Source organism: Pelagimonas varians (assembly GCF_003208435.1).
GTDB lineage: Bacteria > Pseudomonadota > Alphaproteobacteria > Rhodobacterales > Rhodobacteraceae > Pelagimonas > Pelagimonas varians.
This window is the reverse complement of the sequence record NZ_QKMF01000015.1, coordinates 26,905-51,218: the sequence shown is the minus strand read 5'-3', so window position 1 is coordinate 51,218 and position 24,314 is coordinate 26,905. Positions and strand designations below refer to the sequence as shown.

Annotated in this window: 24 protein-coding genes; 19 read left to right on the top strand and 5 right to left on the bottom strand. The window is 56.7% G+C overall.

Annotated features, from left to right (window positions below; all coding sequences use genetic code 11):
- Positions 1–40 precede the first annotated feature (40 nt).
- From C8N36_RS17655 to C8N36_RS17635, 5 genes are all read left to right on the top strand, one after another.
- Entirely contained in the window at positions 41–1,087 is a 1,047-nt protein-coding gene (locus tag C8N36_RS17655) for a glycosyltransferase family 2 protein (protein ID WP_097806157.1), read from the top strand.
- Positions 1,088–1,205: 118 nt separating this feature from the next.
- Positions 1,206–2,132, top strand: a complete 927-nt coding sequence (locus C8N36_RS17650; protein WP_097806158.1) for a phosphoadenosine phosphosulfate reductase — start codon at positions 1,206–1,208, stop codon at positions 2,130–2,132.
- Between the two features lie 83 nt (positions 2,133–2,215).
- Positions 2,216–3,253, top strand: coding sequence for a dihydroorotase (gene pyrC, locus C8N36_RS17645; protein WP_097806159.1), 1,038 nt, complete (start codon positions 2,216–2,218; stop codon positions 3,251–3,253).
- 99 nt (positions 3,254–3,352) lie between these two features.
- On the top strand, positions 3,353–4,030 hold the full coding sequence (locus tag C8N36_RS17640; protein ID WP_097806160.1) for an orotate phosphoribosyltransferase: 678 nt from the start codon (positions 3,353–3,355) through the stop codon (positions 4,028–4,030).
- Positions 4,031–4,243: 213 nt separating this feature from the next.
- Positions 4,244–5,725 (top strand): replicative DNA helicase, encoded by a 1,482-nt coding sequence (locus tag C8N36_RS17635; protein WP_097806161.1) that lies wholly within the window; start codon positions 4,244–4,246, stop codon positions 5,723–5,725.
- Between the two features lie 36 nt (positions 5,726–5,761).
- Here C8N36_RS17635 and C8N36_RS17630 read toward each other — a convergent pair whose 3' ends face one another.
- Positions 5,762–6,529: an adenosylcobinamide-GDP ribazoletransferase gene (locus C8N36_RS17630; protein ID WP_097806162.1), complete on the bottom strand. Its 768-nt coding sequence runs from the start codon at positions 6,527–6,529 to the stop codon at positions 5,762–5,764.
- Between the two features lie 144 nt (positions 6,530–6,673).
- Between C8N36_RS17630 and alr the strand changes: the two genes are divergently transcribed.
- The 10 genes from alr to C8N36_RS17580 all read left to right on the top strand — a co-directional run bounded on the left by alr (position 6,674) and on the right by C8N36_RS17580 (position 15,001).
- Entirely contained in the window at positions 6,674–7,711 is a 1,038-nt protein-coding gene (gene alr / locus C8N36_RS17625) for an alanine racemase (RefSeq protein ID WP_097806207.1), read from the top strand.
- A complete protein-coding gene (locus tag C8N36_RS17620; protein ID WP_097806163.1) occupies positions 7,708–8,490 on the top strand; it encodes an MlaE family ABC transporter permease in 783 nt (260 codons plus the stop codon). The genes alr and C8N36_RS17620 overlap by 4 nt, the downstream gene beginning before the upstream one ends.
- On the top strand, positions 8,487–9,233 hold the full coding sequence (locus tag C8N36_RS17615) for an ABC transporter ATP-binding protein (RefSeq protein WP_097806164.1): 747 nt from the start codon (positions 8,487–8,489) through the stop codon (positions 9,231–9,233). Before C8N36_RS17620 ends, C8N36_RS17615 begins: the two co-directional genes overlap by 4 nt.
- 13 nt (positions 9,234–9,246) lie before the next feature.
- Entirely contained in the window at positions 9,247–9,630 is a 384-nt protein-coding gene (locus C8N36_RS17610) for a hypothetical protein (protein ID WP_097806165.1), read from the top strand.
- A 47-nt stretch (positions 9,631–9,677) separates the two neighbouring features.
- Positions 9,678–10,121: a paraquat-inducible protein A gene (locus C8N36_RS17605; RefSeq protein ID WP_097806166.1), complete on the top strand. Its 444-nt coding sequence runs from the start codon at positions 9,678–9,680 to the stop codon at positions 10,119–10,121.
- Positions 10,122–10,222: 101 nt separating this feature from the next.
- Positions 10,223–11,590 (top strand): DNA repair protein RadA, encoded by a 1,368-nt coding sequence (gene radA, locus C8N36_RS17600; RefSeq protein WP_097806167.1) that lies wholly within the window; start codon positions 10,223–10,225, stop codon positions 11,588–11,590.
- 24 nt (positions 11,591–11,614) lie between these two features.
- Positions 11,615–12,187: a CvpA family protein gene (locus C8N36_RS17595; RefSeq protein ID WP_097806168.1), complete on the top strand. Its 573-nt coding sequence runs from the start codon at positions 11,615–11,617 to the stop codon at positions 12,185–12,187.
- Positions 12,188–12,430: 243 nt separating this feature from the next.
- Entirely contained in the window at positions 12,431–13,906 is a 1,476-nt protein-coding gene (gene purF / locus C8N36_RS17590; protein ID WP_097806169.1) for an amidophosphoribosyltransferase, read from the top strand.
- Positions 13,907–14,010: 104 nt separating this feature from the next.
- On the top strand, positions 14,011–14,568 hold the full coding sequence (locus C8N36_RS17585; RefSeq protein WP_170125912.1) for a DUF2199 domain-containing protein: 558 nt from the start codon (positions 14,011–14,013) through the stop codon (positions 14,566–14,568).
- Position 14,569: 1 nt separating this feature from the next.
- Entirely contained in the window at positions 14,570–15,001 is a 432-nt protein-coding gene (locus tag C8N36_RS17580; protein ID WP_097806171.1) for a DUF1284 domain-containing protein, read from the top strand.
- A 142-nt stretch (positions 15,002–15,143) separates the two neighbouring features.
- Here the strand turns inward: C8N36_RS17580 and C8N36_RS17575 are convergent, their stop codons facing one another.
- The gene (locus C8N36_RS17575; RefSeq protein ID WP_097806172.1) at positions 15,144–15,734 is read right to left on the bottom strand and encodes a biotin transporter BioY; all 591 of its coding nucleotides are present in this window, start codon (positions 15,732–15,734) and stop codon (positions 15,144–15,146) included.
- 209 nt (positions 15,735–15,943) lie between these two features.
- Here C8N36_RS17575 and C8N36_RS17570 point away from each other — a divergent pair, with 209 nt between their 5' ends.
- The 4 genes from C8N36_RS17570 (at position 15,944) to C8N36_RS17555 (ending at position 19,514) form a co-directional block, all read left to right on the top strand.
- Positions 15,944–16,591, top strand: coding sequence for an SDR family NAD(P)-dependent oxidoreductase (locus C8N36_RS17570; protein ID WP_097806173.1), 648 nt, complete (start codon positions 15,944–15,946; stop codon positions 16,589–16,591).
- Positions 16,592–16,820: 229 nt separating this feature from the next.
- Positions 16,821–17,606: a 5'/3'-nucleotidase SurE gene (surE, locus tag C8N36_RS17565; protein ID WP_097806174.1), complete on the top strand. Its 786-nt coding sequence runs from the start codon at positions 16,821–16,823 to the stop codon at positions 17,604–17,606.
- Positions 17,603–18,244, top strand: a complete 642-nt coding sequence (locus C8N36_RS17560; protein WP_097806175.1) for a protein-L-isoaspartate(D-aspartate) O-methyltransferase — start codon at positions 17,603–17,605, stop codon at positions 18,242–18,244. The genes surE and C8N36_RS17560 overlap by 4 nt, the downstream gene beginning before the upstream one ends.
- Positions 18,245–18,314: 70 nt before the next feature.
- Complete coding sequence (locus tag C8N36_RS17555; protein WP_097806176.1) at positions 18,315–19,514, top strand: peptidoglycan DD-metalloendopeptidase family protein; 1,200 nt, start codon at positions 18,315–18,317, stop codon at positions 19,512–19,514.
- Between the two features lie 66 nt (positions 19,515–19,580).
- Here the strand turns inward: C8N36_RS17555 and C8N36_RS17550 are convergent, their stop codons facing one another.
- From C8N36_RS17550 to C8N36_RS17540, 3 genes are all read right to left on the bottom strand, one after another.
- Positions 19,581–20,006 (bottom strand): GlcG/HbpS family heme-binding protein, encoded by a 426-nt coding sequence (locus C8N36_RS17550; protein WP_097806177.1) that lies wholly within the window; start codon positions 20,004–20,006, stop codon positions 19,581–19,583.
- A gap of 70 nt (positions 20,007–20,076) precedes the next feature.
- A complete protein-coding gene (locus tag C8N36_RS17545; RefSeq protein ID WP_097806208.1) occupies positions 20,077–22,248 on the bottom strand; it encodes a malate synthase G in 2,172 nt (723 codons plus the stop codon).
- Positions 22,249–22,394: 146 nt separating this feature from the next.
- Entirely contained in the window at positions 22,395–24,206 is a 1,812-nt protein-coding gene (locus C8N36_RS17540) for an ABCB family ABC transporter ATP-binding protein/permease (protein WP_097806178.1), read from the bottom strand.
- Positions 24,207–24,314 lie beyond the last annotated feature (108 nt).

The window sequence follows — 24,314 nt, the reverse complement described above, 5'->3', positions numbered from 1 at the left end:
CGCCGAAAATTCGTCACCCGCGTTACACGAAGGGCACGATATGAAGGTCACCGCAGTTCTATGTGTCCGCAATGAGGGTGGCTTCCTTTTAGACTGGCTGGCCCATCATTTGGCCTGCGGTGTCACCGATGTTGTCGCCCTTAGCAACGATTGCCAAGACGGCACCGATAAGATGCTGGACCGGTTGCAGGACATGGATCTGGTCACGCATATCCGCAATGACGGACCCTTTGACAAAAGCGGAATCCAATTCACCGGACTAAAGCTGGCCGACACTTCAAGCCCTGTCACGCAGTCCGATTGGTTGTTGGCGTTGGATATCGACGAATTCGTCAACATCCACATCGGGGATCGTACCCTGCCCGCTTTGATCTCCGCCTTGCCGGATGCGGACGCCATCACGCTCACGTGGCGGCTCTTTGGGAACAGCGGTGTCGTGCCATACGTCGACATCCCTGTGACGCAACAATTCATACGAGCTGCGCCAATCATTATGCATTGGCCGTGGCGGGCCGCTATGTTCAAGACGCTTTACAAAAACAACGGCATTTACCGCAAGCTCGGGGTACACCGTCCCCGCAGCCCCGATCCGTCCAAAGTTGATATGGCCCGCTGGTTTGATTGCGAAGGCCGTAATTTGGGCGATCAGTTTCGACACCGCCGGATATTTTCAGATTACGGCCGGTCCAATTATGGTTTGGCGCAGCTCAACCACTATCCGCTCGGGTCAATGGAAAGCTACCTTGTCAAGGCAGACAGAGGCCGAGCGGTGCATTCCAACCAAACTCTGGGAATGGACTATTGGTCAGAGCGCAATTGGAGTTCTGAGGAAGACAGGTCAATTCTGAACATGCCGGGCGCGGCAGATCTGCGCGCGGATCTCGCCGCGGATCAGACCCTATCCGAACTTCACAACCACGCGGTACACTGGCGAAAAGCCCGGTTTGACAATCTGATGGCCCAAGAACCCTACCGCGCGCTGTTTGCCCGGCTTTTGATGTCCAGCCCGGCCCGGCCAATAACGCCCGAAGCCGCAAGGTTTCTGACCGCGCATGCCAGCCGCGCCAAAGCCGCCGACCGCGTGTAGCACCGCCCCTTGCCTAAAATTACCCAGCATTAAACACAATTTCGCCCGAAATCGTGGCTAACTTCATCTCCAAATCATCCCCATCAAGAGGCGTGGGGACACCAAAGGACATGCGGGTATGCCACAGTCAGAGACCAGTTTCCCTCCCGATCTTAGCCAGCTATCGCGGGCTGAGTGGCTAACCGAATTGAAACGCATTGGTCAAAATCTGGGGTTCGCTGAGCCTCTTGGCAAACGGCATGCGTCGATCTTTGTCGAGGACGGTGACACTCTCTTGGTCAGCTTTGAATCCGTACCGGGAATCGAGGCGCTGTCTCCCACCCGTACTCCGCTAGGGTTCGATATGGTCCGCAACAACGGCTGGTCGTCGCTTTCTGTGCTCAGCCAAGGTGACACCTGGTTTCGCGACGCCAAAGTCTTTGCCTTCTTTGACCAGATGCTGGACGACGGATTTTTTGATGATTTTGAAAACGTTGTCTTTTATGGGGCTGGCCCCTGCGGATATGCGGCCGCTGCCTATTCGGTTACCGCGCCCGGTGCGCGTGTCTTGATGTTACAACCGCAAGCAACGCTTGATCCGCGGGTCACAGGCTGGGATGAAAGGTTCCTTGAACAACGCCGCCGCGATTTCACCTCACGCTACGGGTTTGCGCCGGATATGATTGAGGCGGCCCATCATGCGCATGTCTTGTTTGACCCCAACGAACATCTGGATGCCATGCATTCTGCCCTGTTCGAACGGCGTAACGTCACGCGCCACCGCCTGCCCTTGATGGGCGGCGCATTGCAAGCTGACATGATCGAATTGAACCTGCTTCCATCGCTGTTGACTGCCGTCGCCGAAGACCGCTTGGACACCAATACTTTTGCCAAAATGCTTCGGGCGCGGCGCGATCACCCGCCCTATCTGCGCCGCCTATTGGCCCGCATTGATGCAGATGAGCGCAGCGATCTGGCCCGCTTGTTGTGTCAAAATGTGGTCTCACGGTTGGATGCACCGCGGTTTCGCCGCCGTTTGGCGCAGCTCGTCTCCCAAGATAGCTAGCACAGCACCGAATTTCCGCGTCAAAGCAGGTTCTGTCGGTCGAATCTCTGGAAATAACCGGCCGTGCGTGCTACCGGACCCCCATGCAAAAACTGACCCTTCGCCGCCCCGATGACTGGCACCTTCATTTGCGCGATGGCGCTATGATGCGCGCCGTTGCTCCTGAAACCGCCCGCCATTTTGGCCGTGCGATCATTATGCCAAATCTGGTTCCGCCTGTTGTCACACGCGATGATGCAGCGGCCTATCAGGCGCGGATCATGGATGCGCTGCCAGATGGCAGTGATTTCCAACCGCTGATGACACTCTATCTTACCGAACAAACCGATCCGGCAGATGTAAAACGCGCCAAGGACGAAGGGTTGATCCATGCGGTCAAGCTGTATCCGGCGGGCGCGACGACCAATTCCGCCTCGGGCGTGACCGACTTTGACAAGGTACGTGCAACCCTTGAAACCATGGCCGAAATTGGGCTGCCCCTGTGTGTGCATGGTGAAGTCGTCGACAGCGATGTTGATATTTTTGACCGCGAGGCCGTGTTTATTGACCGAGTGCTGGATCCTTTGCGCAAATCTGTTCCAGACCTGCGCGTGATCATGGAACACATCACAACCAAACAGGGCGCAGACTATGCCCGCAGCGGCGGTGACAATCTGGCTGCGACGATCACCACCCACCACTTGGTGATCAACCGGAACGCTATTTTGGTCGGTGGGATCAAACCGCACTACTATTGCCTGCCCGTGGCCAAACGCGAAGAGCACCGCCTTGCGCTGCGCGCCGCCGCCACATCCGGTGATCGCAGCTTCTTTCTTGGAACGGACAGTGCGCCGCATATTGATCCACTCAAGGAAAACGCCTGTGGATGTGCCGGTTGCTTTACCGCAACCAACACCATGAGCATTCTTGCGGAAGTGTTTGAACAAGAAAACGCGTTGGACAAGCTGGAAGGGTTTGCATCCCTGAACGGACCGGCCTTTTACGGTTTGGCCCCCAACGACGCGCAGATGGTTTTGACCAAGGGCGACCCCGTCACCTATCCGGCCAAGATTGAAACGCCGGACGGCGATGTCACGGTGTTTGACCCGATGATGCCCTTGCACTGGACGGTTCAAACTTAGAGGCCAGCCCTGCGGCTGCGGCCCAAAGAAATAACACGGCGGGGTTTTGTCCCGCCCTGTTTCGCGCTAAATCCGCGCAAAATCCAGGAGAGCTGCCCGATGATTCCGACGTCTTATCCCTCTGCCGAAGAAATGGCCCGTTTGACCGCCCGCATGCTGTGGGAAATCGAAGCGGTACATTTCATGGGCGACGAGCCGTTCAAATTGGCCTCGGGCCTGCCGTCACCGGTGTACATCGATTGCCGCAAGCTGATTTCGTTTCCACGCATTCGCAGCACCTTGATGGATTTCCTGACCGTGACTGTGATGCGCAACGCCGGCTTCGAAGCCTTTGACAACATCGCCGGCGGTGAAACCGCAGGGATCCCGTTCGGCGCACTGGTTGCCGAACGTATGGCCCTGCCCATGACCTATGTGCGCAAGAAACCAAAAGGCTATGGCCGCAACGCCCGCATCGAAGGTGTGATGACCGAAGGCGAACGTGTGTTGCTGGTCGAAGACCTGACCACCGACGGCGGATCAAAACTGTCCTTTGTGGATGCCATCCGCGAAACCGGTGCAACCTGCGGTCATACTGCCGTCATTTTCTACTACGGTATTTTTGACGAGACGATCAAAACACTGGGCGATCACGGGGTTGAACTGCACCACCTGTGTACGTGGTGGGACGTGCTGGAAGCCGCGCGTGAGATGGGCAATTTCTCGGATGAGAAACTCGCACAGGTCGAGGCCTTTTTGAAAGCACCGCGCGCTTGGCAAGACGCCAACAAAGACTAAGCGCATCAGTATAGGTAGCGGGCAGAAAACCGTCTCCGGTTCTCTGCCGCTACCTTATATTGACAGACCGCTAAGTCTAATCGCAATATCTAGCATGGGGTTTCGGCAGGAAGCTTATCCCCAGAAATATACAATTTGCCCCTTTGCCCCGCTTGTTGATACCAAGCGCACCAAAGGCGTTACATTCGCAAATTGGGGCAGTTGGGGAACGGCATGAACGAAGTTATGACAATAAATCCGACCGGAATTCAGGTCGAAGCCGCCGACACCATGCCGCATTCCATCGAAGCCGAGCAACAGTTGCTGGGCGCTATTTTGACTGACAATGACGTCTTTGACCGCGTCGCATCGATCATTGGCCCCCAGCATTTTTACGATCCGGTTCACGCCCGAATCTATGAGATCGCCGCTGCACGTATCTCTAAAAACAACCTCGCTTCACCTGTAACGCTCAAGGCGTTTATGGAAGCCGACGAAGGCCTTAAGGAACTGGGCGGGCCCGCCTATCTGGCGCGACTTGCCGCCTCTTCTGTCAGCGCGTTTGCGGTGCGTGAATATGCCCAAATGCTTTATGATCTGGCGGTGCGCCGCGATCTGATCCGTTTGGGCAAAGATATTTCTGCCAAAGCGGCCAAGGTCGATATCGCATCCAACCCCAAAGAACAGATCGTCGAGGCCGAGCAGGCGCTCTATAGCATGGCCGAGCAAGGACAGGTCGAAAGCGGTTTTGTCTCGTTCCTCAAGGCCGTCACAGAAGCGGTGAATGTCGCCAATGCGGCCTACCAACGCGAAGGCGGTTTGGCCGGTGTGTCGACCGGTCTGATCGATATGGACGGAAAGTTGGGCGGTTTGCATCCGTCGGATTTGCTGATCTTGGCAGGCCGCCCCTCGATGGGGAAAACATCGCTGGCAACCAACATCGCCTTCAATATTGCCAAGGCATACAAGAAGGGCATCAAGCCGGACGGAACCGAGGGCACAGTAGAGGGCGGCGTTGTTGCCTTCTTCAGCCTCGAGATGAGCGCCGAGCAGCTTGCCAGCCGGATCTTGGCCGAAGCCTCTGAAATCTCGTCCCATAAAATCCGTCAGGGTGACATGGACGAAATCGAATTCCGGCGCTTCGTTGAAGCGGCCAAGGCGCTTGAAGCCTGTCCATTGTTTATCGACGACACTGCCGCCTTGCCGATTTCGCAGGTGGCTGCGCGGGCTCGGCGATTGAAACGGACGCATGGGCTGGACGTTCTCATCGTTGACTATTTGCAGCTGTTGCGCGGAACGTCGGAAAACCGCGTTCAGGAAATCGGTGAAATTTCGATGGGTTTGAAAGCGATCGCCAAGGAGTTGGCAATTCCTGTGATCGCCCTGTCCCAGCTGTCTCGTCAGGTTGAAAACCGCGAAGACAAACGGCCGCAATTGTCGGACCTTCGCGAATCTGGATCGATCGAACAGGATGCGGACGTTGTTATGTTTGTGTTCCGCGAAGAATACTATGTGGAACGTGAAAAACCGGGCGAAGAGCAGCTGGACAAAATGGCCGAATGGCAGGAACGCATGTCGCGCCTGCATGCCAAAGCCGAGGTGATCATCGGCAAACAGCGGCACGGCCCGATTGGTACGGTAGAGCTGTCCTTTGAGGCTCAGTTCACGCGCTTTGGCAACTTGGCCAAAACATGGCAGGGCGGCAACGAATACTAACGCCGTCTGCGGTGCGCGCGGCTTTTTGCCCGCGCATCAAAACCAGACCGACAGGCCCAAATAGGCCCCGACTTCGCTCAGTTGCATCACGCCGCCGAGGCAATCGCTGTTGTAACCGCCCAGTTTGCCCATCATTGCCGAGCGGAACAATTGTCCCAAAACGATGCTTCCCAAGATCAGATAAAGCGGCGGCCAAAGCCCCATATAGAACACCGCCGCGATCAATACGGCGATTGAAGACAAAACCGCAAAACGATAGCCGCCAGATGTTATGTACGGGGCGGCAGCTTGCAACCCATTGCTGTGCACATAGGGCGTTGTGGCAATCACATGGACCACCGCCATCATCCCGATCATATGTCCCAGAACCAGCGCAACACCGGCCAAAACCAGCGGCATATGCGCCAGCAAAACCAGTTTCAGCGCTACAACCAGTGCAACAGCCAAGGCTCCAAAAAGCCCCAACCCGGGAGAGGCCATCATCTCCAGCATTTGGGTTCGGCCTGACCCGCGGCTCATCCCTTCGACCGCATTGGCCAACCCGTCTTCATGGAAGGCTCCGGTCACCAATAAGGTCGCAACCAGCGAGATGATCAGGGCGGCCGATTGCGGTAGCCAAACACAACTGGCCCAAAACACCAAAGCGCCAATAGCGCCGACAAAGGCCCCGACAATCGGGAAATACTTGTGCGCCCGTATCCGTAAATCGTCCGACGTCGAAAGATCGCCAGCAGCGGGCATGCAGGTCAAAAACCGCAGCGCCAGTTGAAACAATTGCCACTCCAGACGCAACTTGTCTTTCATATGTGTCCCTCCGCTCCCAGCCTAGCTTATCCCAACAGGTGTTAACCAACATTTTCGCCAAATCAGCCAATAGGCTTGCGGCCTGCGGTACCCAAAACATCATTTCCTCTTGACGCTCACGCCTATCATGCCAAAGACACGCATATGGCTGTTGCAGAACTTACAATTGATCTCGCTGCGCTTTGTGCCAACTGGCATGCGCTATCTTCAAAATCGCACACCGAAACGGCTGCGGTTGTCAAAGCTGACGCTTATGGGCTTGGCATGGCGCAAGTTGCCCCTGCGCTTGCCCAAACCGGTGTCAGGCAATTTTTTGTCGCCGCTTGCGAAGAAGGTGCGGAGCTGCGCGCGATCTTGGGCACCGGCCCCGAGATCTTCGTTTTCTCGGGACATATGGAAGGCGATACCGCACTGATCCGCGATGCAAATCTGACACCGATGCTCAATTCCATCGACCAGATGCTGCGCCATGTCGAAGCCCTCCCCGGCCACAGCTTTGGCATACAGCTTGATACCGGCATGAACCGTTTGGGCATGGAAGACGCCGAATGGCGCGCGCTGCGCGAAATCGCACTGGCGCAGCGCCCTGCGTTGGTCATGAGCCATCTGGCCTGCGCCGATGCACCAGATCATGCGATGAACCCGTTTCAGCTGCAAAACTTCACCGATATGACCGACGGAATTGACGCACCGCGCTCTCTCGCGGCGACGGGGGGCATTCTGCTGGGCAGCGACTACCATTTTGACGTGACCCGTCCCGGCATCGGGCTATACGGCGGATTGCCGTTTGCACAGGCCCGCCCCGTGGTGCATTTATCAATCCCCGTCATTCAGACCCGCGATGTGCTGGCCGGTGAAAGCGTCGGCTATTCAAACACATGGATTGCGCAATCTCCGACCCGTGTCGCGACAATTGCCGCAGGCTATGCCGACGGGCTGATCCGGGCAATGGGCGGCGACGCCTGGCTGTGTCACGGTGATACCCGATGCAAAGTATTGGGCCGCGTGTCGATGGATATGATCGGGGTGGATGTGACTGAATTGAACGAAGAGCCAAGCGCGCTTGACCTGATAAACGCGCATCAAACGGTGGATACAGTGGCAGATTGGGCCGGTACCATTGGCTACGAAATACTGACTTCGCTGGGCGCACGTTACAAACGCCGATACTTGCCAACATGATCCTTTTGTCCCCCCTCGGAGCCTTAGGACGTGCAACGTTGCAAACTCTGGCGGCGATTGGCCGTGTCGCTTTGTTCGCATTTCAAGCCATCGGCCACATGGTCCGCCCGCCATTTTATGGCCGCGAATTTGCGCTGGCTCTGCTGAACATCGGCTGGCTGTCCCTGCCTGTTGTCGGCCTGACAGCGATTTTTACCGGCGGTGCCTTGGCACTGCAAATCTATGCTGGCGGCGCACGGTTTAACGCCGAAGCCGTGGTGCCACAGATTGTTGCCATCGGCATGGTACGCGAACTGGGGCCGGTTTTGGTGGGCTTGATGATCGCCGCGCGGGTGACATCCTCGATCGCGGCGGAAATCGCAACGATGAAGGTGACCGAGCAGATCGACGCCCTTGTCACCTTGTCGACCAACCCGATGAAATACCTTGTTGCCCCGCGCGTCTTGGCCGGTTTGATTGTTGTGCCCTTGCTGGTGGCCGTAGGCGACGTGATTGGTATTTTCGGCGGCTGGGTGGTGGCGACCGGATCGCTGGGGTTCAACCCCGCGACCTATCTCAAAAACACGGTCGATTTTCTTGAGCTGCTGGACATTGTTTCATCGCTGACCAAGGGGTGTATTTTTGGCGGCATTGCAGCCTTGATGGGATGTTATTTCGGTATGAATTCTGGCCGCGGCGCACAGGGTGTCGGCAAAGCGACCAAAGGCTCTGTCGAGGCGGCAGCGGTGCTGATCCTTGCTGCGAACTTCCTACTGACCGGGGCATTTTTCTCACTATGATCGAGCTTATCTCAGTTGAAAAAGCCTTTGGAGACAACCACGTATTGCGCGGTGTAAACCTAAGCATCCCCAAGGGTACGTCGATGGTGATCATCGGTGGATCTGGGACGGGGAAATCCGTGTTGCTCAAATCTGTACTGGGTTTGGTCCGACCGGATGCCGGTGTCATCACCTTAGACGGCAAGGACGTCACAACCGGCGACCGCGATGCGTTTCTGGCGCGTTTTGGCATGTTGTTTCAAGGCGGGGCCCTTTTTGACAGCCTAACCGTCTGGCAAAACGTCGCCTTTCGTTTGCTGCGCGGATCGCTCAAACGCCCTGTCGCAGAGGCCCGCGAAATCGCCATCGAAAAACTGCGCCGCGTTGGATTGAAGCCCGATGTGGCTGACCGGTTTCCTGCCGAACTTTCGGGCGGCATGCAAAAGCGCGTCGGCCTTGCCCGTGCCATTGCCGCCGAACCCGAGATCATCTTTTTCGACGAACCAACCACCGGATTGGATCCGATCATGGCCGGTGTCATCAATGAATTGATCCGCGAAATCGTTGACGAAATGGGCGCGACTGCGATGACCATCACCCATGACATGACCAGTGTCCGCGCAATCGCGGACCACGTTGCGATGCTGCATGATGGGGTGATCCAATGGACAGGACCCGTCCGCGACCTTGACCAAAGCGGTGATCCATTTGTAGACCAATTCATTTCGGGCCGCGCCACCGGCCCCATTGAATCGGTCAGATAGAAGGGGCCGCTGCATGACTTTCTTTGAGCCAAACCCGGTGCTGCTGGCCTTCATATTCTACAAGAAATTCATCTTTCTCGAAGCGCTTGTCATAATCGCATTGCTTCGGGTGATCGGCGGGCGCGGGATTTCCCTTTGGCCAGCGCTTGCTGCGTTTCTATTAGCGGCGGGCGGCGTGGCCACAGTTTTTGCGCCTGCGGTTGGCATTGCAAGCGGTCCCCTCTACGTGGCAGCCGCACAAGCAATGGCCGAAGGCGGCGGAATGGCGGCGCTTTTGGTGCCATCCGTGATGTTTTTGGTCAGTTCACTGACGCCGCGCGCCCGTTGGCGCTGGCTCGACCTTGTCCATTTTGTGCTTTTGCTAACCTTGCTGGGCCTCTGGTGGTGGACCAAATAACCGGCACAAGGCTGGAACATCGCGGTGTTACTTCCTAAGTGGCTGTCATGCGTTGGTTTAATCTTGCTTTGCTCATCCTTTACCCGATTTCCTGGTTCGCGCCGCTTTTGCGGGCCGGGATATTGCCGTTCTTTGGCCTGACGGAAATCAGTGTGGTATCCGGGCTGCAGTCCTTGTGGGATGCAGATGTGTTTTTGGCCCTTGTTGTCACAATGTTTGCACTCTTTGCCCCGATGCTGAAAACCATGGGTTTGGCACTGGTGCAATTCGGGTTGCTTGACCGCAAAACAATGCCAACCTTGAACCTATTGGGCAAATTCGCGATGGCTGACATATTCTTGGTCGCGCTCTACATAACCTTGTCCAAAGGTATGGGCTTAGGCACAATAGAGACGGCATGGGGCCTGTATTTGTTCACCGCTTGTATCCTCGGGTCTGTGATGTTTGGCGCAGCCGAATCCAGAAAGAAAACGCTTTCAGCTGCCCCCTGAACAGAAACCACCGATCTATCTCCCCCACCCATTGGCGCGGCTCCGGCTTTGGGGCATAACCGCCCTGCCCGCCCAAGATCAGCTGCGAGACAGGAAACCTTATGGCCAAACCAGTGACCACCTTCGTGTGCCAATCTTGCGGTGCCTCCAGCACCAAATGGTCGGGCCGTTGCGATGCATGCAGCGAATGGAACACCATCATCGAAGAAAAACCGCTCAGCCAAGGGCCATCCAAAAAGTCTTTGGGGGCGGTTCGAGGGCGCAAAATTCCATTGACCGATTTGTCGACCAAGGAAGCACCGCCGCCGCGCACAGCCTCCAAACTGGACGAGCTTGACCGCGTCTTGGGCGGCGGCCTTGTGCCAGCCAGCGCGGTATTGGTTGGCGGCGATCCCGGCATCGGCAAATCAACCCTGCTGCTACAGGCGGCAGCGGCCTTTGCCCGCACAGGACTCAAGGTCATCTATATCTCTGGCGAAGAAGCCAGCGCGCAAATTCGCATGCGCGCCCAGCGTCTGGACCTGACCGACGCGCCGGTGAGATTGGCCACTGAAACAAGCCTGCGCGACATTCTGACAACGCTGGACGAAGAAGAACCCGACCTCGCTATCATCGATTCGATCCAAACCATGTGGTCCGACACTGTCGATAGTGCGCCGGGGTCTGTATCGCAGGTCCGGGCCGCTGCACATGAATTGACCACCTTTGCCAAGAGCCGCGGCAGCGCCGTGATCTTGGTTGGCCATGTCACCAAAGACGGGCAAATTGCCGGGCCGCGTGTGGTCGAACACATGGTCGACACGGTGCTCTATTTCGAAGGCGAACGCGGCCATCAGTTCCGCATCCTGCGCAGCGTCAAAAACCGTTTCGGACCCGCTGATGAAATCGGAGTGTTTGAAATGACCGGCGCGGGTCTGGCCGAAGTGTCCAACCCGTCAGCCCTGTTTTTGTCCGAGCGCGGTGAACCTGCACCGGGATCGGCGGTTTTCTCAGGCATCGAAGGCACACGGCCGGTGATGGTGGAATTCCAAGCGTTGGTATCCCCGTCGCCGCACAGCCAGCCACGCCGCTCGGTTGTGGGGTGGGATGGGTCACGTCTGGCAATGATCATGGCTGTGCTCGAATCGCGTTGCGGCATCCCTTTTGCAGGGCTTGATGTTTACCTGAATGTGGCTGGCGGAATGCGTGTGACGGAACCTGCGGCCGATTTGGCTGTGGCCGCTGCGCTACTTTCCGCCCGCGAAGACATCAGCCTGCCCGCCGAAACTGTCGTTTTTGGTGAAATCAGCCTATCAGGGGCCCTACGTCCGGTCGGACAGATGGAAAACCGGTTGAAAGAAGCGCAAAAACTTGGTTTCAGCACGGCCATACTCCCTTCGGGGGGCAAAGCCTCTTCTAAGGGGGGCATGAAATTAACCCGGATGTCGGATCTGACCACATTTGTGGGCGAAGTATTCGGCGCTGGATGAGCGCGAACAGAAAGAGGCAGGCAGATGGAAGGCTTTACAGTCGTAGATGGCGTGGTGGCAGTGATTATCGTGCTGTCGGCGCTTTTGGCATATTCGCGCGGATTGGTACGCGAAACTCTTGCCATCGGAGGATGGATCGTCGCGGGCATGTTGGCCTTTATGTTTGTCGGTCAGGTACAGCCTTTGGTTAAAGAGGTGCCGGTGATCGGTAATTTCCTTGGCGACAATTGCATCTTGTCCCTGATCGCGGCCTTTGCGGCCATTATGACAGTCGCCTTGGTGGTGTTGTCGCTGTTCAATCCGTTCTTTGCCTCACTGGTTCAAAAATCCGTTTTGGGCGGGCTCGATCAAGCGCTCGGATTCTTGTTCGGCGTGGCGCGAGGCATCATTTTGGTGGCCGTGGCGTTTTTTGTCTACGAAGTTGCGATCACCGCGCAAGACATTCCGATGATTGACGATTCGCGTTCGGCTGCTGTGTTCAGCCAGTTCACTGACAAAGTCGAAGAACAAAACCCAGAAGAAGCCGTGAGCTGGATCACTGCTCAGTATGAATCTTTGGTCAGCGCATGTGATGCACCTGCCGAAGCTGCGAACTGACCCACAAAAGTCACGTTTCCAGACAGGTTTAACGGCACCCCCAATCGGGCGGTGCCGTTTTGTTTGAGGCCCGATTGGGCAGCAAGGTTCGAATGCGCATCACCTGCACATTATCAAAACTGCACAAAAGACACATTCTTATGCCAAGTATTGTGATCCTTTCGTGACAGTGCCGCCCGGGTCGCCTATGACGGGGCCGAACACTCGCGACAGGATTCGGAGCTGCCCTTGCCCGACGGTATAATGCCCCCCGCCCACCCGTTCGATTTCGACGCTGCACTCAGCGACGGAGACAAACTCAAAGAAGAATGCGGCATCTTTGGTGCTGTTGGCGTTACTGACGCTGCCAATTTTGTGGCACTCGGTTTACACGCTCTTCAACATCGCGGCCAAGAAGCCGGCGGGATCGTGACACACGATCCTGACGAAGGCTTCAACTCGGCGCGACGCTTTGGGTATGTTCGGGATAATTTTACATCCGCTCGGTTGATGGAAACCTTGCCCGGACCAATCGGTATTGGTCATGTGCGATACTCCACCGCCGGATCCAAAGGGGCCGCCATCCGTGATGTGCAGCCTTTCTTTGGTGAATTTTCCATGGGCGGCGCAGCAATAGCGCACAACGGCAATATCACCAATGCCGACGCCCTACGCCGCGAACTGATTGAGCGCGGCTCTATCTTTCAAAGCTCGTCTGATAGTGAATGCATCATTCATTTGATGGCCCGCTCTTTGCAGCGCAATATCCCAGAACGGATGGAAGATGCCCTGCGCCGTGTAGAAGGCGCGTTTTCGATTGTCGCCATGACCCGCACCAAGCTGATTGGTGTGCGTGATCCGATGGGCGTGCGCCCGCTGGTTTTGGGCAAAGTCGGAGATGGCTGGTGTCTTGCCTCGGAAACCTGCGCGCTTGATATCATCGGGGCAGAATATGTCCGAGAGATCGAGCCAGGCGAAATGGTGGTAATTACCGCCGATGAGGGGGTGCAAAGCCACCAGCCTTTCCGACCGCAGCCTTCGAAATTCTGCATCTTTGAACATGTCTATTTCTCACGCCCCGACAGCCTCATCGGCAGCAAATCCGTCTATGAAACGCGCCGCCAGATTGGTGTTGAATTGGCCCGTGAAAACCCGGTCGACGCTGATTTGGTCTGCCCTGTTCCAGACAGCGGCACACCCGCTGCCATCGGTTTTGCCCATGAAAGTGGCATCCCCTTTGGCATGGGCATCATCCGCAACCAATACATGGGCCGCACGTTCATCGAGCCGTCCGAGCATATTCGGAACATGGGTGTCCGCCTAAAGCTGAACGTCAACCGCGCGTTGATCCGCGGAAAGCGCGTGATTTTGGTCGATGATTCCGTTGTACGCGGCACCACATCGCGCAAAATCAAGGAAATGATCCTTGATGCTGGCGCAGCCGAAGTCCACTTCCGAATTGCTTCTCCGCCCACGGCTTGGCCCTGTTTCTACGGTGTCGACACCCCCGAGCGTGAAAAGCTGCTGGCCGCAACAATGACCGAAGAAGAGATGCGCAAGCACCTGTCGGTTGATAGCCTTAAGTTCATTTCACTGGATGGCTTGTATCGCGCCGTTGGCGAAGCAGAGGGACGCAAATCCAACTGCCCGCAATACTGCGATGCTTGCTTCTCGGGTGAATATCCGGTCACGCCGGCAGACATGATTAAAAAGGGCTTTCAAATGAAGGCGGCTGAATAGCCTACAACCCCCAAATGGCTAGGGGCGGAATTGGATCTTCATTCTGTCTCTGGCCGGTACTGAATAACAGTGGGACTGTTTTAGCAAAACGGACAGGCCATATCATGACCCTTCTTGCCCTAGACAGCCGCTGGCGGCGCTTCAACGATGAAACGCGGGCCTGCCCTTGCTGCGGGCAAACGTTTAACGGCATTTTTGATCTTGGCTATGAACATCCAGAGGGCTGGCCCCATGGACAGCGTGATGGCGGCGAAACCCTGATCGTTGGCGATGACAAAATGGCGACAGATCTTTGCCGCTTCGACGGCCGGTACTTTCTGCGCTGCGTGTTGGCCTTGCCCGTCAAAGGCGCAGATGACAGCCTGTCGTTTGGTCCCTGGGCAGAAGTATCCGGCGAGGTTTTCCAATTATACCTGACCTGCCTTGACGACAAAGAATTCCCGCAATCAGAAGGTCTTTTGGCCAACGTCCTCCCGCTCTTTGAGGACGCAGAACAACTCCCCGTCACACTGCAACAAAAGGACCCGAACCAGTGCCCGGCTCTTTCCGCGGCAGCCGGTTCATTGGCCGAAGCGCAAACAAGCGGCATATCGTTTGACCAGCTATTGGATATTTATGCCGCCGCGGGTCAGGACATCCGGCCGCATTTGACCCGAGACTAAGATGTCCAACGCCCCCGCCCTCCGGTTTAGACCCCATCACTTTTTGTGTTCACTTGGATTTCAAGGCAAAGGCTACTCCGACGCCTTTACAGCCAATATGCGCAACATCGTCGAAGACCGGCTGCGCGCCCCCAAGGGCCGTGACACCTTGATCAAATTGACCGGCTATACAGATGATATCTGCGCCCCCTGCCCCAAACGTCAGGGTCGCCTGTGCACGAACCAAAGCGCCATCGCAACGCTTGACCGGTCACATGCGGCAGCGCTGCACCTCAAACCTTATGAAACCCTTACATGGGGCGAAGCCCTGACCCGCATCAAAGCCAACGTCCCCCCCGGCGCACTCTCAACCGTCTGTGCCGGGTGCCAATGGCTAGACTATGGCCTGTGCGAAGCCGCCCTAAAACGCCTGCATGACAAAGACGAAGGCTGACGCCTCGTTTCTTCTGTCTTCCAATATCCCGGGGGTTCGGGGGCTGGCCCCCGTCTACACCGCCGGCGAAGCTACTCTCACACAACAAAAAAACGCCGCCCCAAATCAGGACGGCGTTCAGATCTTTAGCATTCTTCAGATTTTAGCGCTTCGAAAAGACGCTCCAACCACCGGCCATAATCAAAGCAGCCAGAACAGATTTCACTGCATCGCCGATCAAGAATGGCTTCATGAAGTACGCCCAGTAGTAAGCGCCGAAATCATTGCCGACCCAGCTGGCTTCAACACCGGAGATTTGAGCGACAGCCATCGGCCAGGCGACGCCCGGAACATACAGCAAAGCCGATACAGCAAGCGCAACCAGAGCGGTCGATACGAACCCCTTGGCGATGCCGCGATCAGCCGCCAGACCTGCCAAAAAGGCTACGCCAACGAAACCGATCAAGAACCCTGCGGTCGGGCCGAATAGCGCCGCGCCATTGCCGCCATTTGCGAAAACCGGTAGACCCATCGCGCCTTCGGCAAGATAGGTAATCAATGCGGCGGTCCCCAAACGGGCACCAAGTGTGAAACCGACCAACAAGATGGCCAGCATTTGCAATGTCATCGGAACCGGAAACATTGGAACGCTGATCTGCGCTGCAACGGCGATTACGAGCGATGCACCCAGAACAAGGCCAGCCTGCTTTAGTGCAGACTGTTGGCCAAGAACGGATTGAGAAAGGCTAGACATGCGCGTCCCCTTTTCTTTGATGTGTAAGACACCGCTTTCATGCGGTCCCCCCGCTGAACTGTCAAGAAGGCGACAGGCCTTCAGACCTATGTTAGCGCCCTTTCAGGCTGCTAAACTTGCAAATTCGGGGCACCGTCTGCTTTGCAAAACCAAGATTGCGACAATACCGCCGCCTTGACCTTTTGATCAAAGCGCGACACATCACCTGTATGACACAGATCGCCCTTATAACCGGAGCTTCGCGTGGGTTGGGTTTCGCCCTTGCCGAAGCCCTCGCCCCGGACTTTCACATAGTAGCCGTTGCCCGCACTGTGGGCGGGCTCGAAGATCTAGATGATCGCATCAAGGCAAAGGGCGGCGAAGCAACCCTTGCGCCGATGGATATCACCAATCGCGATGCCATGGCACATTTGTGTCGCTCGATCTTTGATCGCTGGGGCAAAGTCGGTCTTTGGGCACATACCGCTATTCATGCGGCGCCTTTAACCCCGGCCGCGCATATGGACAAAAAGGATTGGCAAAAATCGCTGTCGATCAATGTCGATGCTATGGCGCACATGATCCCATTTGTTGCCCCTCTCTTGGGGACAGACGGACAGGCGCTTTTCTTTGACGATCCACACGGCGGAGAGCCATACTACGGCCACTATGGCACCACCAAGACCGCTCAGATGGCGCTTGCCCGCACCTGGTCTGCCGAGACTGCCAAAACCGGTCCTCAGGTACACATCCACCAGCCAAAACCGATGTCGACAGCCCTCCGCGCCCGCTTCCACCCCGGCGAAGACCGCGATCTGCTTGCCGCACCTCGCGATGAAGCGGCTCGTCTGCTCGCGCAGTTTCAGCCTGCAAAATAGCCGGTTGGGGACATGAAATATCTGCAGCTCCTGATTGTCAGGGGTTGCAGTGTTTGGCATCACATTTCACCGGCCACGACCTGTGCCGCCTTAGACGCACTCGTAGACGCACTGTCAGATTTGCCACACCCGACCACCACCCGCCAACCACAGCTGCGACAAGTCCCTGCAGGCTTGCCCCATGGCCAATCATTGCCTATGGAGAACCAAACACCATACAGGCAGCCCCATGCGCATTCTCATCACAAATGACGACGGTATCAACGCACCAGGGCTCAAGATCCTCGACGCGATTGCAAATGAACTTGCGGGCCCATCCGGCGAAGTCTGGACGGTTGCCCCTGCTTTTGAACAATCCGGTGTCGGACATTGTATCTCCTACACCCATCCGACGATGATTGCCCAGATGGGTCCGCGCCGCTTTGCCGCCGAAGGCAGCCCCGCTGATTGCGTCTTGGCCGGTGTGCATGATGTCTTCAAGGAAACCCTGCCGGACCTGGTTTTATCCGGTGTCAATCGCGGCAATAACTCGGCAGAGAATACCCTTTATTCCGGCACCATCGGGGCCGCAATGGAAGCCGCTCTGCAAGGGCTGCCCGCCATTGCGATGTCCCAGTACTATGGGCCACAAAACAATGAACTCGAAAACCCGTTCGAAGCGTCAGCCGCCTATGGCGTGCAAGTCGTGCGCAAGATCCTTGCCGCGGATCCCAAGGATCAAGACGGATACCGGTTGTTCTACAACGTCAATTTCCCGCCGGTTCCAGCCGCAGATGTGAAGGGCACCGTCGTTGCCCCGCAAGGCAAACGCGCAGACACCCGATTTTCGGTTGAACCGCATAACGCGCCATCGGGTCGACGGTTCTTGTGGGTACGCGGCGGCGACCAGCGGGCCCCGGCAGACCCCGGCAGCGATGCAGACCGGAACCTTGCCGGTTACATCTCGGTCACGCCGATGCGCGCGGATCTCACCGCACATGATGCGCTCTCCAACCTGAAAGACGCCTTCGAATGAACTTCGACGCAGACGCCAAAATGCAGTTTCTCTTTGCACTGCGTTCAAAAGGTGTAACCGACAAGAAAATTCTGTCGGTGATGGAACGCGTGGATCGTGGCGATTTCATCCAAGGCTATTTTACTGACCGCGCCTATGAAGACATGCCTTTGCCGATCGCCTGCGGCCAAACCATATCGCAGCCTTCTGTGGTCGCGCTGATGACACAGGCCTTGCAAGTCGGTCCGCGCGACAAGGTGCTCGAAGTTGGCACCGGGTCTGGTTATCAGGCAGCCATCCTCGCGCTTCTGGCGCGGCGGGTCTACACCGTCGATCGCCATCGCCGTTTGATCCGCGCCGCCAGCAAGGTTTTTGACAAAATGGAGCTGTCAAATATCACGGCTTTTACGGCAGACGGCAGCTTTGGCTTGCCCGATCAGGCCCCCTTTGATCGCATTATTGTGACAGCAGCTGCCGAAGACCCGCCCGGCCCCCTATTGGCGCAGCTTAAGATTGGCGGTATCATGGTTGTGCCGGTGGGCCAGTCCGACACGGTTCAACACCTGATCCGTGTCACACGGCACGAGGACGGTTTCGAATACGACGAACTACGGCCCGTGCGATTTGTGCCGTTGGTTGAAGGGCTTGGAAAAGACTGACGCGCCAAAACCGGCGAAAAAATGGTGGTGAGACGCTCCGGCAACAAGGGGCGCGTATGAGGAAATCGAGATGACAGCCAGACTCCGAATTGTATCGGCCCTTGCCTTGGGCGTCGCGCTTGGTGCCTGTTCCGAGCCCATTGATCTCGACCTTCGTGGAAAGATCGGTGGCCCGGTCGACACTTCTGCCGCCGCTCAAATGGCGACGGAAAACCGGCCCGAACCGGATGACCGCGGCATCATTTCTTATCCGAACTATCAGGTCGCGGTGGCAAAACGCGGCGATACCCTGTCCAGCCTTGCCACACGTATCGGCCTGCCCGCTACAGAATTGGCGCGCTTCAACGGCATGAAAGTTGACGATCCGCTGCGCAAGGATGAACTGGTCGCCCTCCCCCGCCGTGTGTCCGAACCTTCGCCTTTAACGGGCGCGGACGTCACCGGCCCGATCAAACCTGCGACCTCGGTCGATGTGGCAACTTTGGCAGGCAGCGCGATCGAGCGGGCCTCACCAACCGCACCGAGCGTCAACCGCGTTGTCAGCGGCACCGAACCGGTACGGCACAAGGTTGAGCGCGGTGAAACCGCATTCACAATCGCCCGTCTCTACGATGTCTCGCCCCGCTCATTGGCCGAGTGGAATGGTCTGGACAAGGATTTTGCACTGCGCGAAGGCCAACTCTTGTTGATCCCGGTGGCGCAAAAAATCCCAGCCGCAACCACAAAATCTAACGCAGTTCCTGTACCTGGCAGCGGATCGCCAACGCCGACGCCGCCTTCGGCCTCTAAACCGTTGCCCGCAGTGACCCCGCCCGCAGCTTCGGCAGGTGCCGCAGCCGGTACAGCCGCAGTCGCAGCAACGCCGAAACCCGCAAAACCCGTCGCTGACATTGGGCAAGCGCAGGCTACCCCGGCCAAATCGGACATGGTGATGCCAGTGTCCGGCAGCATCATTCGCGACTATTCCAAAGGCCGCAATGAGGGGATTGATATCTCAGCCGGCGCAGGCACAGCGGTAAAAGCCGCAGCTTCGGGTCAGGTTGCCTCAATCAGCACAACGGCCGAAGGGGTGAAATTCCTGTTGATCCGCCACCCCGGTGATCTGATTACCGTCTACACCCATCTCGACAATATAACTGTCCAAAAAGGCGATGCCGTCAGCCGTGGTCAATCCATCGGCAAGGTCCGCTCGGGCGATCCCTCCTTCTTGCATTTCGAGGTTCGCAAAGGATTTGAGAGCACCGACCCGATGGGCTATCTGCCCGGATAACCGGCCGTTCAAACCCAAACGCCCCCCGAAAATCGGAGGGCGTTTTTCAAGTCTTCATCCAACCAATTAAATTTCTGCGGTCAATCCAACCGCTTCGATCCCCGCCTTGCCGGCGATCGCATCGTTGTCCGAACTGTCTCCCGTGACACCGACAGCGCCAATCACGGCCCCAGTCTCATCACGCACCAAAATGCCGCCGGGAACAGGGATCATTTTCCCGCCAAAGGCACCACCTGCCGCCGCGACAAAATAGGCTTGGGCTTCTGCTCGCGCCATTTGAGCCGAGCCAGCAATGCCAAGCATGACGCAGCCATAAGCCTTGCCACGAGCGATATCAAACCGCCCCGGTGCCGCCCCATCCGATCGCTCAAAGGCTTGCAAATTGCCACCTGCATCCAGAACCACCACCGACAGCGGGTTCATCCCCTTCGCGGCCCCTGTCTCGAATGCAACACGAATTATCTCGCGCGCCTGCTTCAATGTTATTGCCACTGGCCAGTCCTTTCTCTTGTCCAAAATATCCCGGGGGAATCCGCCTAAGCGGATGGGGGCAGAGCCCCCTTTACCCCTGTGCCTTCAGTTCCAACCGGCGACGGTGCAGAACAGGCTCGGTATAGCCCGACGGCTGAACGCGTCCTTCAAACACCAGGTCACAGGCCGCCTGGAAGGCAAGGCCGTCAAAGCCCGGTGCCATTGGCACATATGTGGCGTCTCCAGCATTCTGGCCGTCAACCACGACGGCCATCTGCTTCATAATATCCATGACCGCGTCTTTGCCGATAACATCGTGATGCAACCAATTGGCAATATGCTGCGATGAAATCCGGCAAGTCGCTCGGTCTTCCATCAACCCGACATCATTGATATCCGGTACTTTCGAACAGCCAACGCCCGCATCAACCCAGCGTACAACATAGCCCAAAATGCCTTGGGCATTGTTCTCGACCTCGCGGCGGATTTGGTCTTTTGTCCAGTTGCGATAGCTGGCCAGTGGAATTTCCAGAACCGTATCCACATGGGCACGCCGTCCGCCTTTGCGCAGCTTTGCCTGAACCGCAAACACATCCACACCGTGGTAGTGAAGCGCATGCAAGGTTGCGGCGGTCGGCGAAGGAACCCAAGCGCAGTTCGCACCGGCTTTGGGATGCTCGCTCTTGGCTTCCAGCATCGCGGCCATTTGATCCGGCATGGCCCACATCCCTTTGCCAATTTGGGCACGGCCTGACAGGCCACACTCAAGCCCGATGTCGACATTGCGGTTCTCGTAGCCGCCAATCCACGGTTTGCGTTTGATAAAGTCTTTGCGGCTGAACGGCCCGGCTTTCATCGAGGTGTGGATTTCATCACCGGTACGGTCAAGGAACCCAGTGTTGATAAAGGCGACACGTGATTTGGCGGCGCGAATGCACTCTTTCAGGTTCACCGTGGTACGGCGTTCTTCGTCCATAATGCCTAGTTTGACGGTATTTGCCGGCAGCCCCAACACTTTTTCAACAAAACCAAAGGTCTCATCTGCAAAAGCCACTTCTTCAGGACCATGCATCTTTGGCTTAACCACATAAACGGACCCGTGATGGGAATTGCGCGCACCGTCGGTTTTGGCCAAATCATGTTTTGCAATCAGCGCCGTAACCATTGCGTCCATCAGACCTTCGAAAATCTCGGAACCGTCGCGCAATGTGATCGCCGGATTTGTCATCAGGTGTCCGACATTGCGTACCAACAGCAGCGCGCGGCCCTTGACCGTCAATGATCCGCCGTCTGGTGCTGTATAGACCAGATCGGGATTCAACTGCCGCTTAACCTGCTTACCACCTTTGTCAAAGCTTTCAGCCAGATCGCCGCGCATCAAGCCCAGCCAGTTCTTATAGGCCTGCACTTTGTCTGCGGCGTCCACACAAGCGACGGAATCTTCGCAATCCATGATCGCGGACACGGCGCTTTCCAATCGTACGTCCGCCAAACCTGCCTGATCGTGGGCACCAATGACATGCGTGCGATCAAAGACCAATTCGACATGCAACCCGTTGTTGCGCAGCAAAATCGCGTCAGGGGCTTTCGGGTGTCCGCGATAGCCGGCGAATTTGACTGGATCTGCCAAAGGGTGTTCATCCACCAACAATGCGCCGCCCTTGACATGGTAGCGGCGGGCGTCCGCATGGCTTAGGCCTTCAACCGGAAAAGCCTGATCCAAAAAGACACGTGCGCGGGCGATGACACGCGCTCCGTGGCCCTTGTCGTAGCCGCCCTTCGGAGGCAAAGTGCCCATTGCATCGGTGCCATACAGCCCGTCGTACAGGCTGCCCCAGCGGGCATTGGCAGCATTCAATGCGTAGCGGGCGTTGGTAATCGGAACCACCAGTTGTGGACCCGGAACCGAGGCGATCTCCGGATCGGTGTTCGCTGTATCGATCTCGAAATCAGGTCCTTCGGGAAGCAAATACCCGATCTTGGACAGGAACGCCTTATAGGCTTCATGGTCATGGGGGGCATCGCGGTTGGCTATGTGCCACTCGTCGATCAAGGTTTGGATATCCGCACGTTTGCCCAAAAGCGCCGCGTTGCGCGGGCCAAAGTCATGCGCCAAGTCAGATAGGCCCTGCCAAAATGTATCTGCATCAATATCGGTGCCGGGCAAGGCCTGCGTGTCGATAAATTCAGCAAGCTCTGCAGCCACTTGCAGACCAAAACGATCCACGCGATCTGCGGTAGGTTCGGGCGCTGTATTGGACATGGACGATTCCTCTTCAAATGCGTGTTTGCAGCATGAATAGAGAAAAAGTTTCCTATAGGCAACAAGTGTGGTCATATAATATTACCAAAACAAAAGGCCCCGCTAGGGGGCCCCTTATTACATCAACAAAAAGCCGGTTCATTGGCCTAAGCCGCTTCATCTTCCGAGATTTGCATAGTCCACAACGTCGCATAACGCCCCTCACGGGCCAGCAACTCCTCATGGGTGCCCTCTTCGACAACTTCACCCGCATGCAACACGACAATGCGATCCGCATCCGCGATGGTCGACAAACGGTGGGCAATTGTGATGACCGTGCGCCCTTCTCCGGCGCGTTTTAAAGCGCCCTGAATAGAGGCCTCGGTTTGCGTATCAAGCGCCGAAGTCGCTTCGTCCAACAGCAAAATCGGCGGATTTTTCAACAGGGTGCGCGCGATTCCAACCCGTTGCTTTTCGCCCCCCGACAGTTTGAGCCCCCGCTCCCCGACTGGCGTGTCATAGCCCTCAGGCAACTCTTGGATAAAATCATGGATTTGAGCGGCCTTTGCAGCCTCGATGATCTGGGCTTCGGTCGCGCCTTCCAAACCATAGGCGATGTTGTAACGAATGGTGTCGTTGAACAGCACCGTGTCCTGCGGCACCACACCAATGGCCGCGTGCAAGCTGTCTTGGGTAACGTCACGCACATCCTGACCGTCAATTTTCAAGGACCCTGCGCCAACGTCGTAGAACCGGAACAACAAGCGGCCGATGGTGGATTTTCCAGATCCCGATGCCCCGACCAGTGCCACGCTTTCACCGGCACCAACATGCAGGCTGACCCCTTTGAGGATTGGACGCGCCGTGTCGTACCCGAACTCTACATCCGTCAGCTCAACAACACCGCCCTGCACCACCAAATCAGGTGCACCGGATTTGTCATCCACTTCGCGCGGCTGTTCGAGCAAATGAAACATTTCGCCCATATCCACCAAAGCCTGACGGATTTCACGGTAAACTGTTCCGAGGAAATTCAAGGGCATGGTAATCTGGATCATATAGGCGTTGACCATGACAAAATCGCCGACGGTCAACGTGCCGTCTTGTACGCCCATTGCCGCCATCACCATCACAGCGACAAGTCCGGTTGTGATAATCACCGATTGACCAAAGTTCAGCGCCGCAAGCGACGTCGCCGTCTTGATGGCTGCGCTTTCATAGCCCTTCATCGCTTCGTCATAGCGGGCAGCTTCGCGGCCTTCTGCGCCGAAATACTTGACGGTTTCAAAATTCAGCAGGCTATCAATGGCTTTTTGATTGGCGTCCGTGTCTTGCGCATTCATCTTGCGGCGCAGCTTGACCCGCCATTCCGTGACCTTGAATGTGTAGGCGACATAGGCCGCGATCACCACTGTCACGACAGCCAAGTACCACACATCAAACATCACAAACAGAACCAGCCCAACCAGAGCAAGTTCCAGCGCCAAAGGCCCGATACTAAAGAGTAAAAAGCGCAACAAGAACTCAACACCCTTGACGCCGCGTTCAATAATCCGGCTTAAACCGCCGGTTTTTCGGCCGATATGATAGCGCATCGACAAGCGGTGGATATGGGTGAAGGTCTCAAGCGCCAATGCCCGCAATGCCCGCTGCCCGACTTTGGCAAACACCGCATCGCGCAACTGCTGAAACCCGACCGTCATCAGACGGGCCATCCCGTAGGCAATCGTCAAGCCAACAGCACCAATGGCCAGATCGGGCACATCGCCGCCCAAATTGTCCACGGCCTCTTTGTAGAAAAACGGGGTTGTAACGGCGATCAGTTTTGACAAAAGCAAAAAAGCCATGGCGATGATGACACGGCGTTTGACCCATGTTTGGCCGTCTGGCCACAAATAGGGGAAAACCCGCTGGATGACCCGCCAACCGGAACGGCGTTCTTCCTCGGCGATGTCTGCAGTGTCGGTATCTGGCGGCATGGCTGGCTCCTGCTTGCGTCGCTTATAGGTAAGCCAGTCAGACCCATCTTACCAGATCATGCAGAGCCATTGGGCCTGTGCATATGCGCACAGTCCGACAATACCGGG

What these genes read in the sequence shown, in the direction of transcription:
- C8N36_RS17655 (WP_097806157.1), top strand. Translation starts at nt 41, where the DNA reads ATGAAGGTCACCGCAGTTCTATGTGTCCGCAATGAGGGTGGCTTCCTT.
- C8N36_RS17650 (WP_097806158.1), top strand. Translation starts at nt 1,206, where the DNA reads ATGCCACAGTCAGAGACCAGTTTCCCTCCCGATCTTAGCCAGCTATCG.
- pyrC (WP_097806159.1), top strand. Translation starts at nt 2,216, where the DNA reads ATGCAAAAACTGACCCTTCGCCGCCCCGATGACTGGCACCTTCATTTG.
- C8N36_RS17640 (WP_097806160.1), top strand. Translation starts at nt 3,353, where the DNA reads ATGATTCCGACGTCTTATCCCTCTGCCGAAGAAATGGCCCGTTTGACC.
- C8N36_RS17635 (WP_097806161.1), top strand. Translation starts at nt 4,244, where the DNA reads ATGAACGAAGTTATGACAATAAATCCGACCGGAATTCAGGTCGAAGCC.
- C8N36_RS17630 (WP_097806162.1), bottom strand. Translation starts at nt 6,529, where the DNA reads ATGAAAGACAAGTTGCGTCTGGAGTGGCAATTGTTTCAACTGGCGCTG.
- alr (WP_097806207.1), top strand. Translation starts at nt 6,674, where the DNA reads ATGGCTGTTGCAGAACTTACAATTGATCTCGCTGCGCTTTGTGCCAAC.
- C8N36_RS17620 (WP_097806163.1), top strand. Translation starts at nt 7,708, where the DNA reads ATGATCCTTTTGTCCCCCCTCGGAGCCTTAGGACGTGCAACGTTGCAA.
- C8N36_RS17615 (WP_097806164.1), top strand. Translation starts at nt 8,487, where the DNA reads ATGATCGAGCTTATCTCAGTTGAAAAAGCCTTTGGAGACAACCACGTA.
- C8N36_RS17610 (WP_097806165.1), top strand. Translation starts at nt 9,247, where the DNA reads ATGACTTTCTTTGAGCCAAACCCGGTGCTGCTGGCCTTCATATTCTAC.
- C8N36_RS17605 (WP_097806166.1), top strand. Translation starts at nt 9,678, where the DNA reads ATGCGTTGGTTTAATCTTGCTTTGCTCATCCTTTACCCGATTTCCTGG.
- radA (WP_097806167.1), top strand. Translation starts at nt 10,223, where the DNA reads ATGGCCAAACCAGTGACCACCTTCGTGTGCCAATCTTGCGGTGCCTCC.
- C8N36_RS17595 (WP_097806168.1), top strand. Translation starts at nt 11,615, where the DNA reads ATGGAAGGCTTTACAGTCGTAGATGGCGTGGTGGCAGTGATTATCGTG.
- purF (WP_097806169.1), top strand. Translation starts at nt 12,431, where the DNA reads ATGCCCCCCGCCCACCCGTTCGATTTCGACGCTGCACTCAGCGACGGA.
- C8N36_RS17585 (WP_170125912.1), top strand. Translation starts at nt 14,011, where the DNA reads ATGACCCTTCTTGCCCTAGACAGCCGCTGGCGGCGCTTCAACGATGAA.
- C8N36_RS17580 (WP_097806171.1), top strand. Translation starts at nt 14,570, where the DNA reads ATGTCCAACGCCCCCGCCCTCCGGTTTAGACCCCATCACTTTTTGTGT.
- C8N36_RS17575 (WP_097806172.1), bottom strand. Translation starts at nt 15,734, where the DNA reads ATGTCTAGCCTTTCTCAATCCGTTCTTGGCCAACAGTCTGCACTAAAG.
- C8N36_RS17570 (WP_097806173.1), top strand. Translation starts at nt 15,944, where the DNA reads ATGACACAGATCGCCCTTATAACCGGAGCTTCGCGTGGGTTGGGTTTC.
- surE (WP_097806174.1), top strand. Translation starts at nt 16,821, where the DNA reads ATGCGCATTCTCATCACAAATGACGACGGTATCAACGCACCAGGGCTC.
- C8N36_RS17560 (WP_097806175.1), top strand. Translation starts at nt 17,603, where the DNA reads ATGAACTTCGACGCAGACGCCAAAATGCAGTTTCTCTTTGCACTGCGT.
- C8N36_RS17555 (WP_097806176.1), top strand. Translation starts at nt 18,315, where the DNA reads ATGACAGCCAGACTCCGAATTGTATCGGCCCTTGCCTTGGGCGTCGCG.
- C8N36_RS17545 (WP_097806208.1), bottom strand. Translation starts at nt 22,248, where the DNA reads ATGTCCAATACAGCGCCCGAACCTACCGCAGATCGCGTGGATCGTTTT.
- C8N36_RS17540 (WP_097806178.1), bottom strand. Translation starts at nt 24,206, where the DNA reads ATGCCGCCAGATACCGACACTGCAGACATCGCCGAGGAAGAACGCCGT.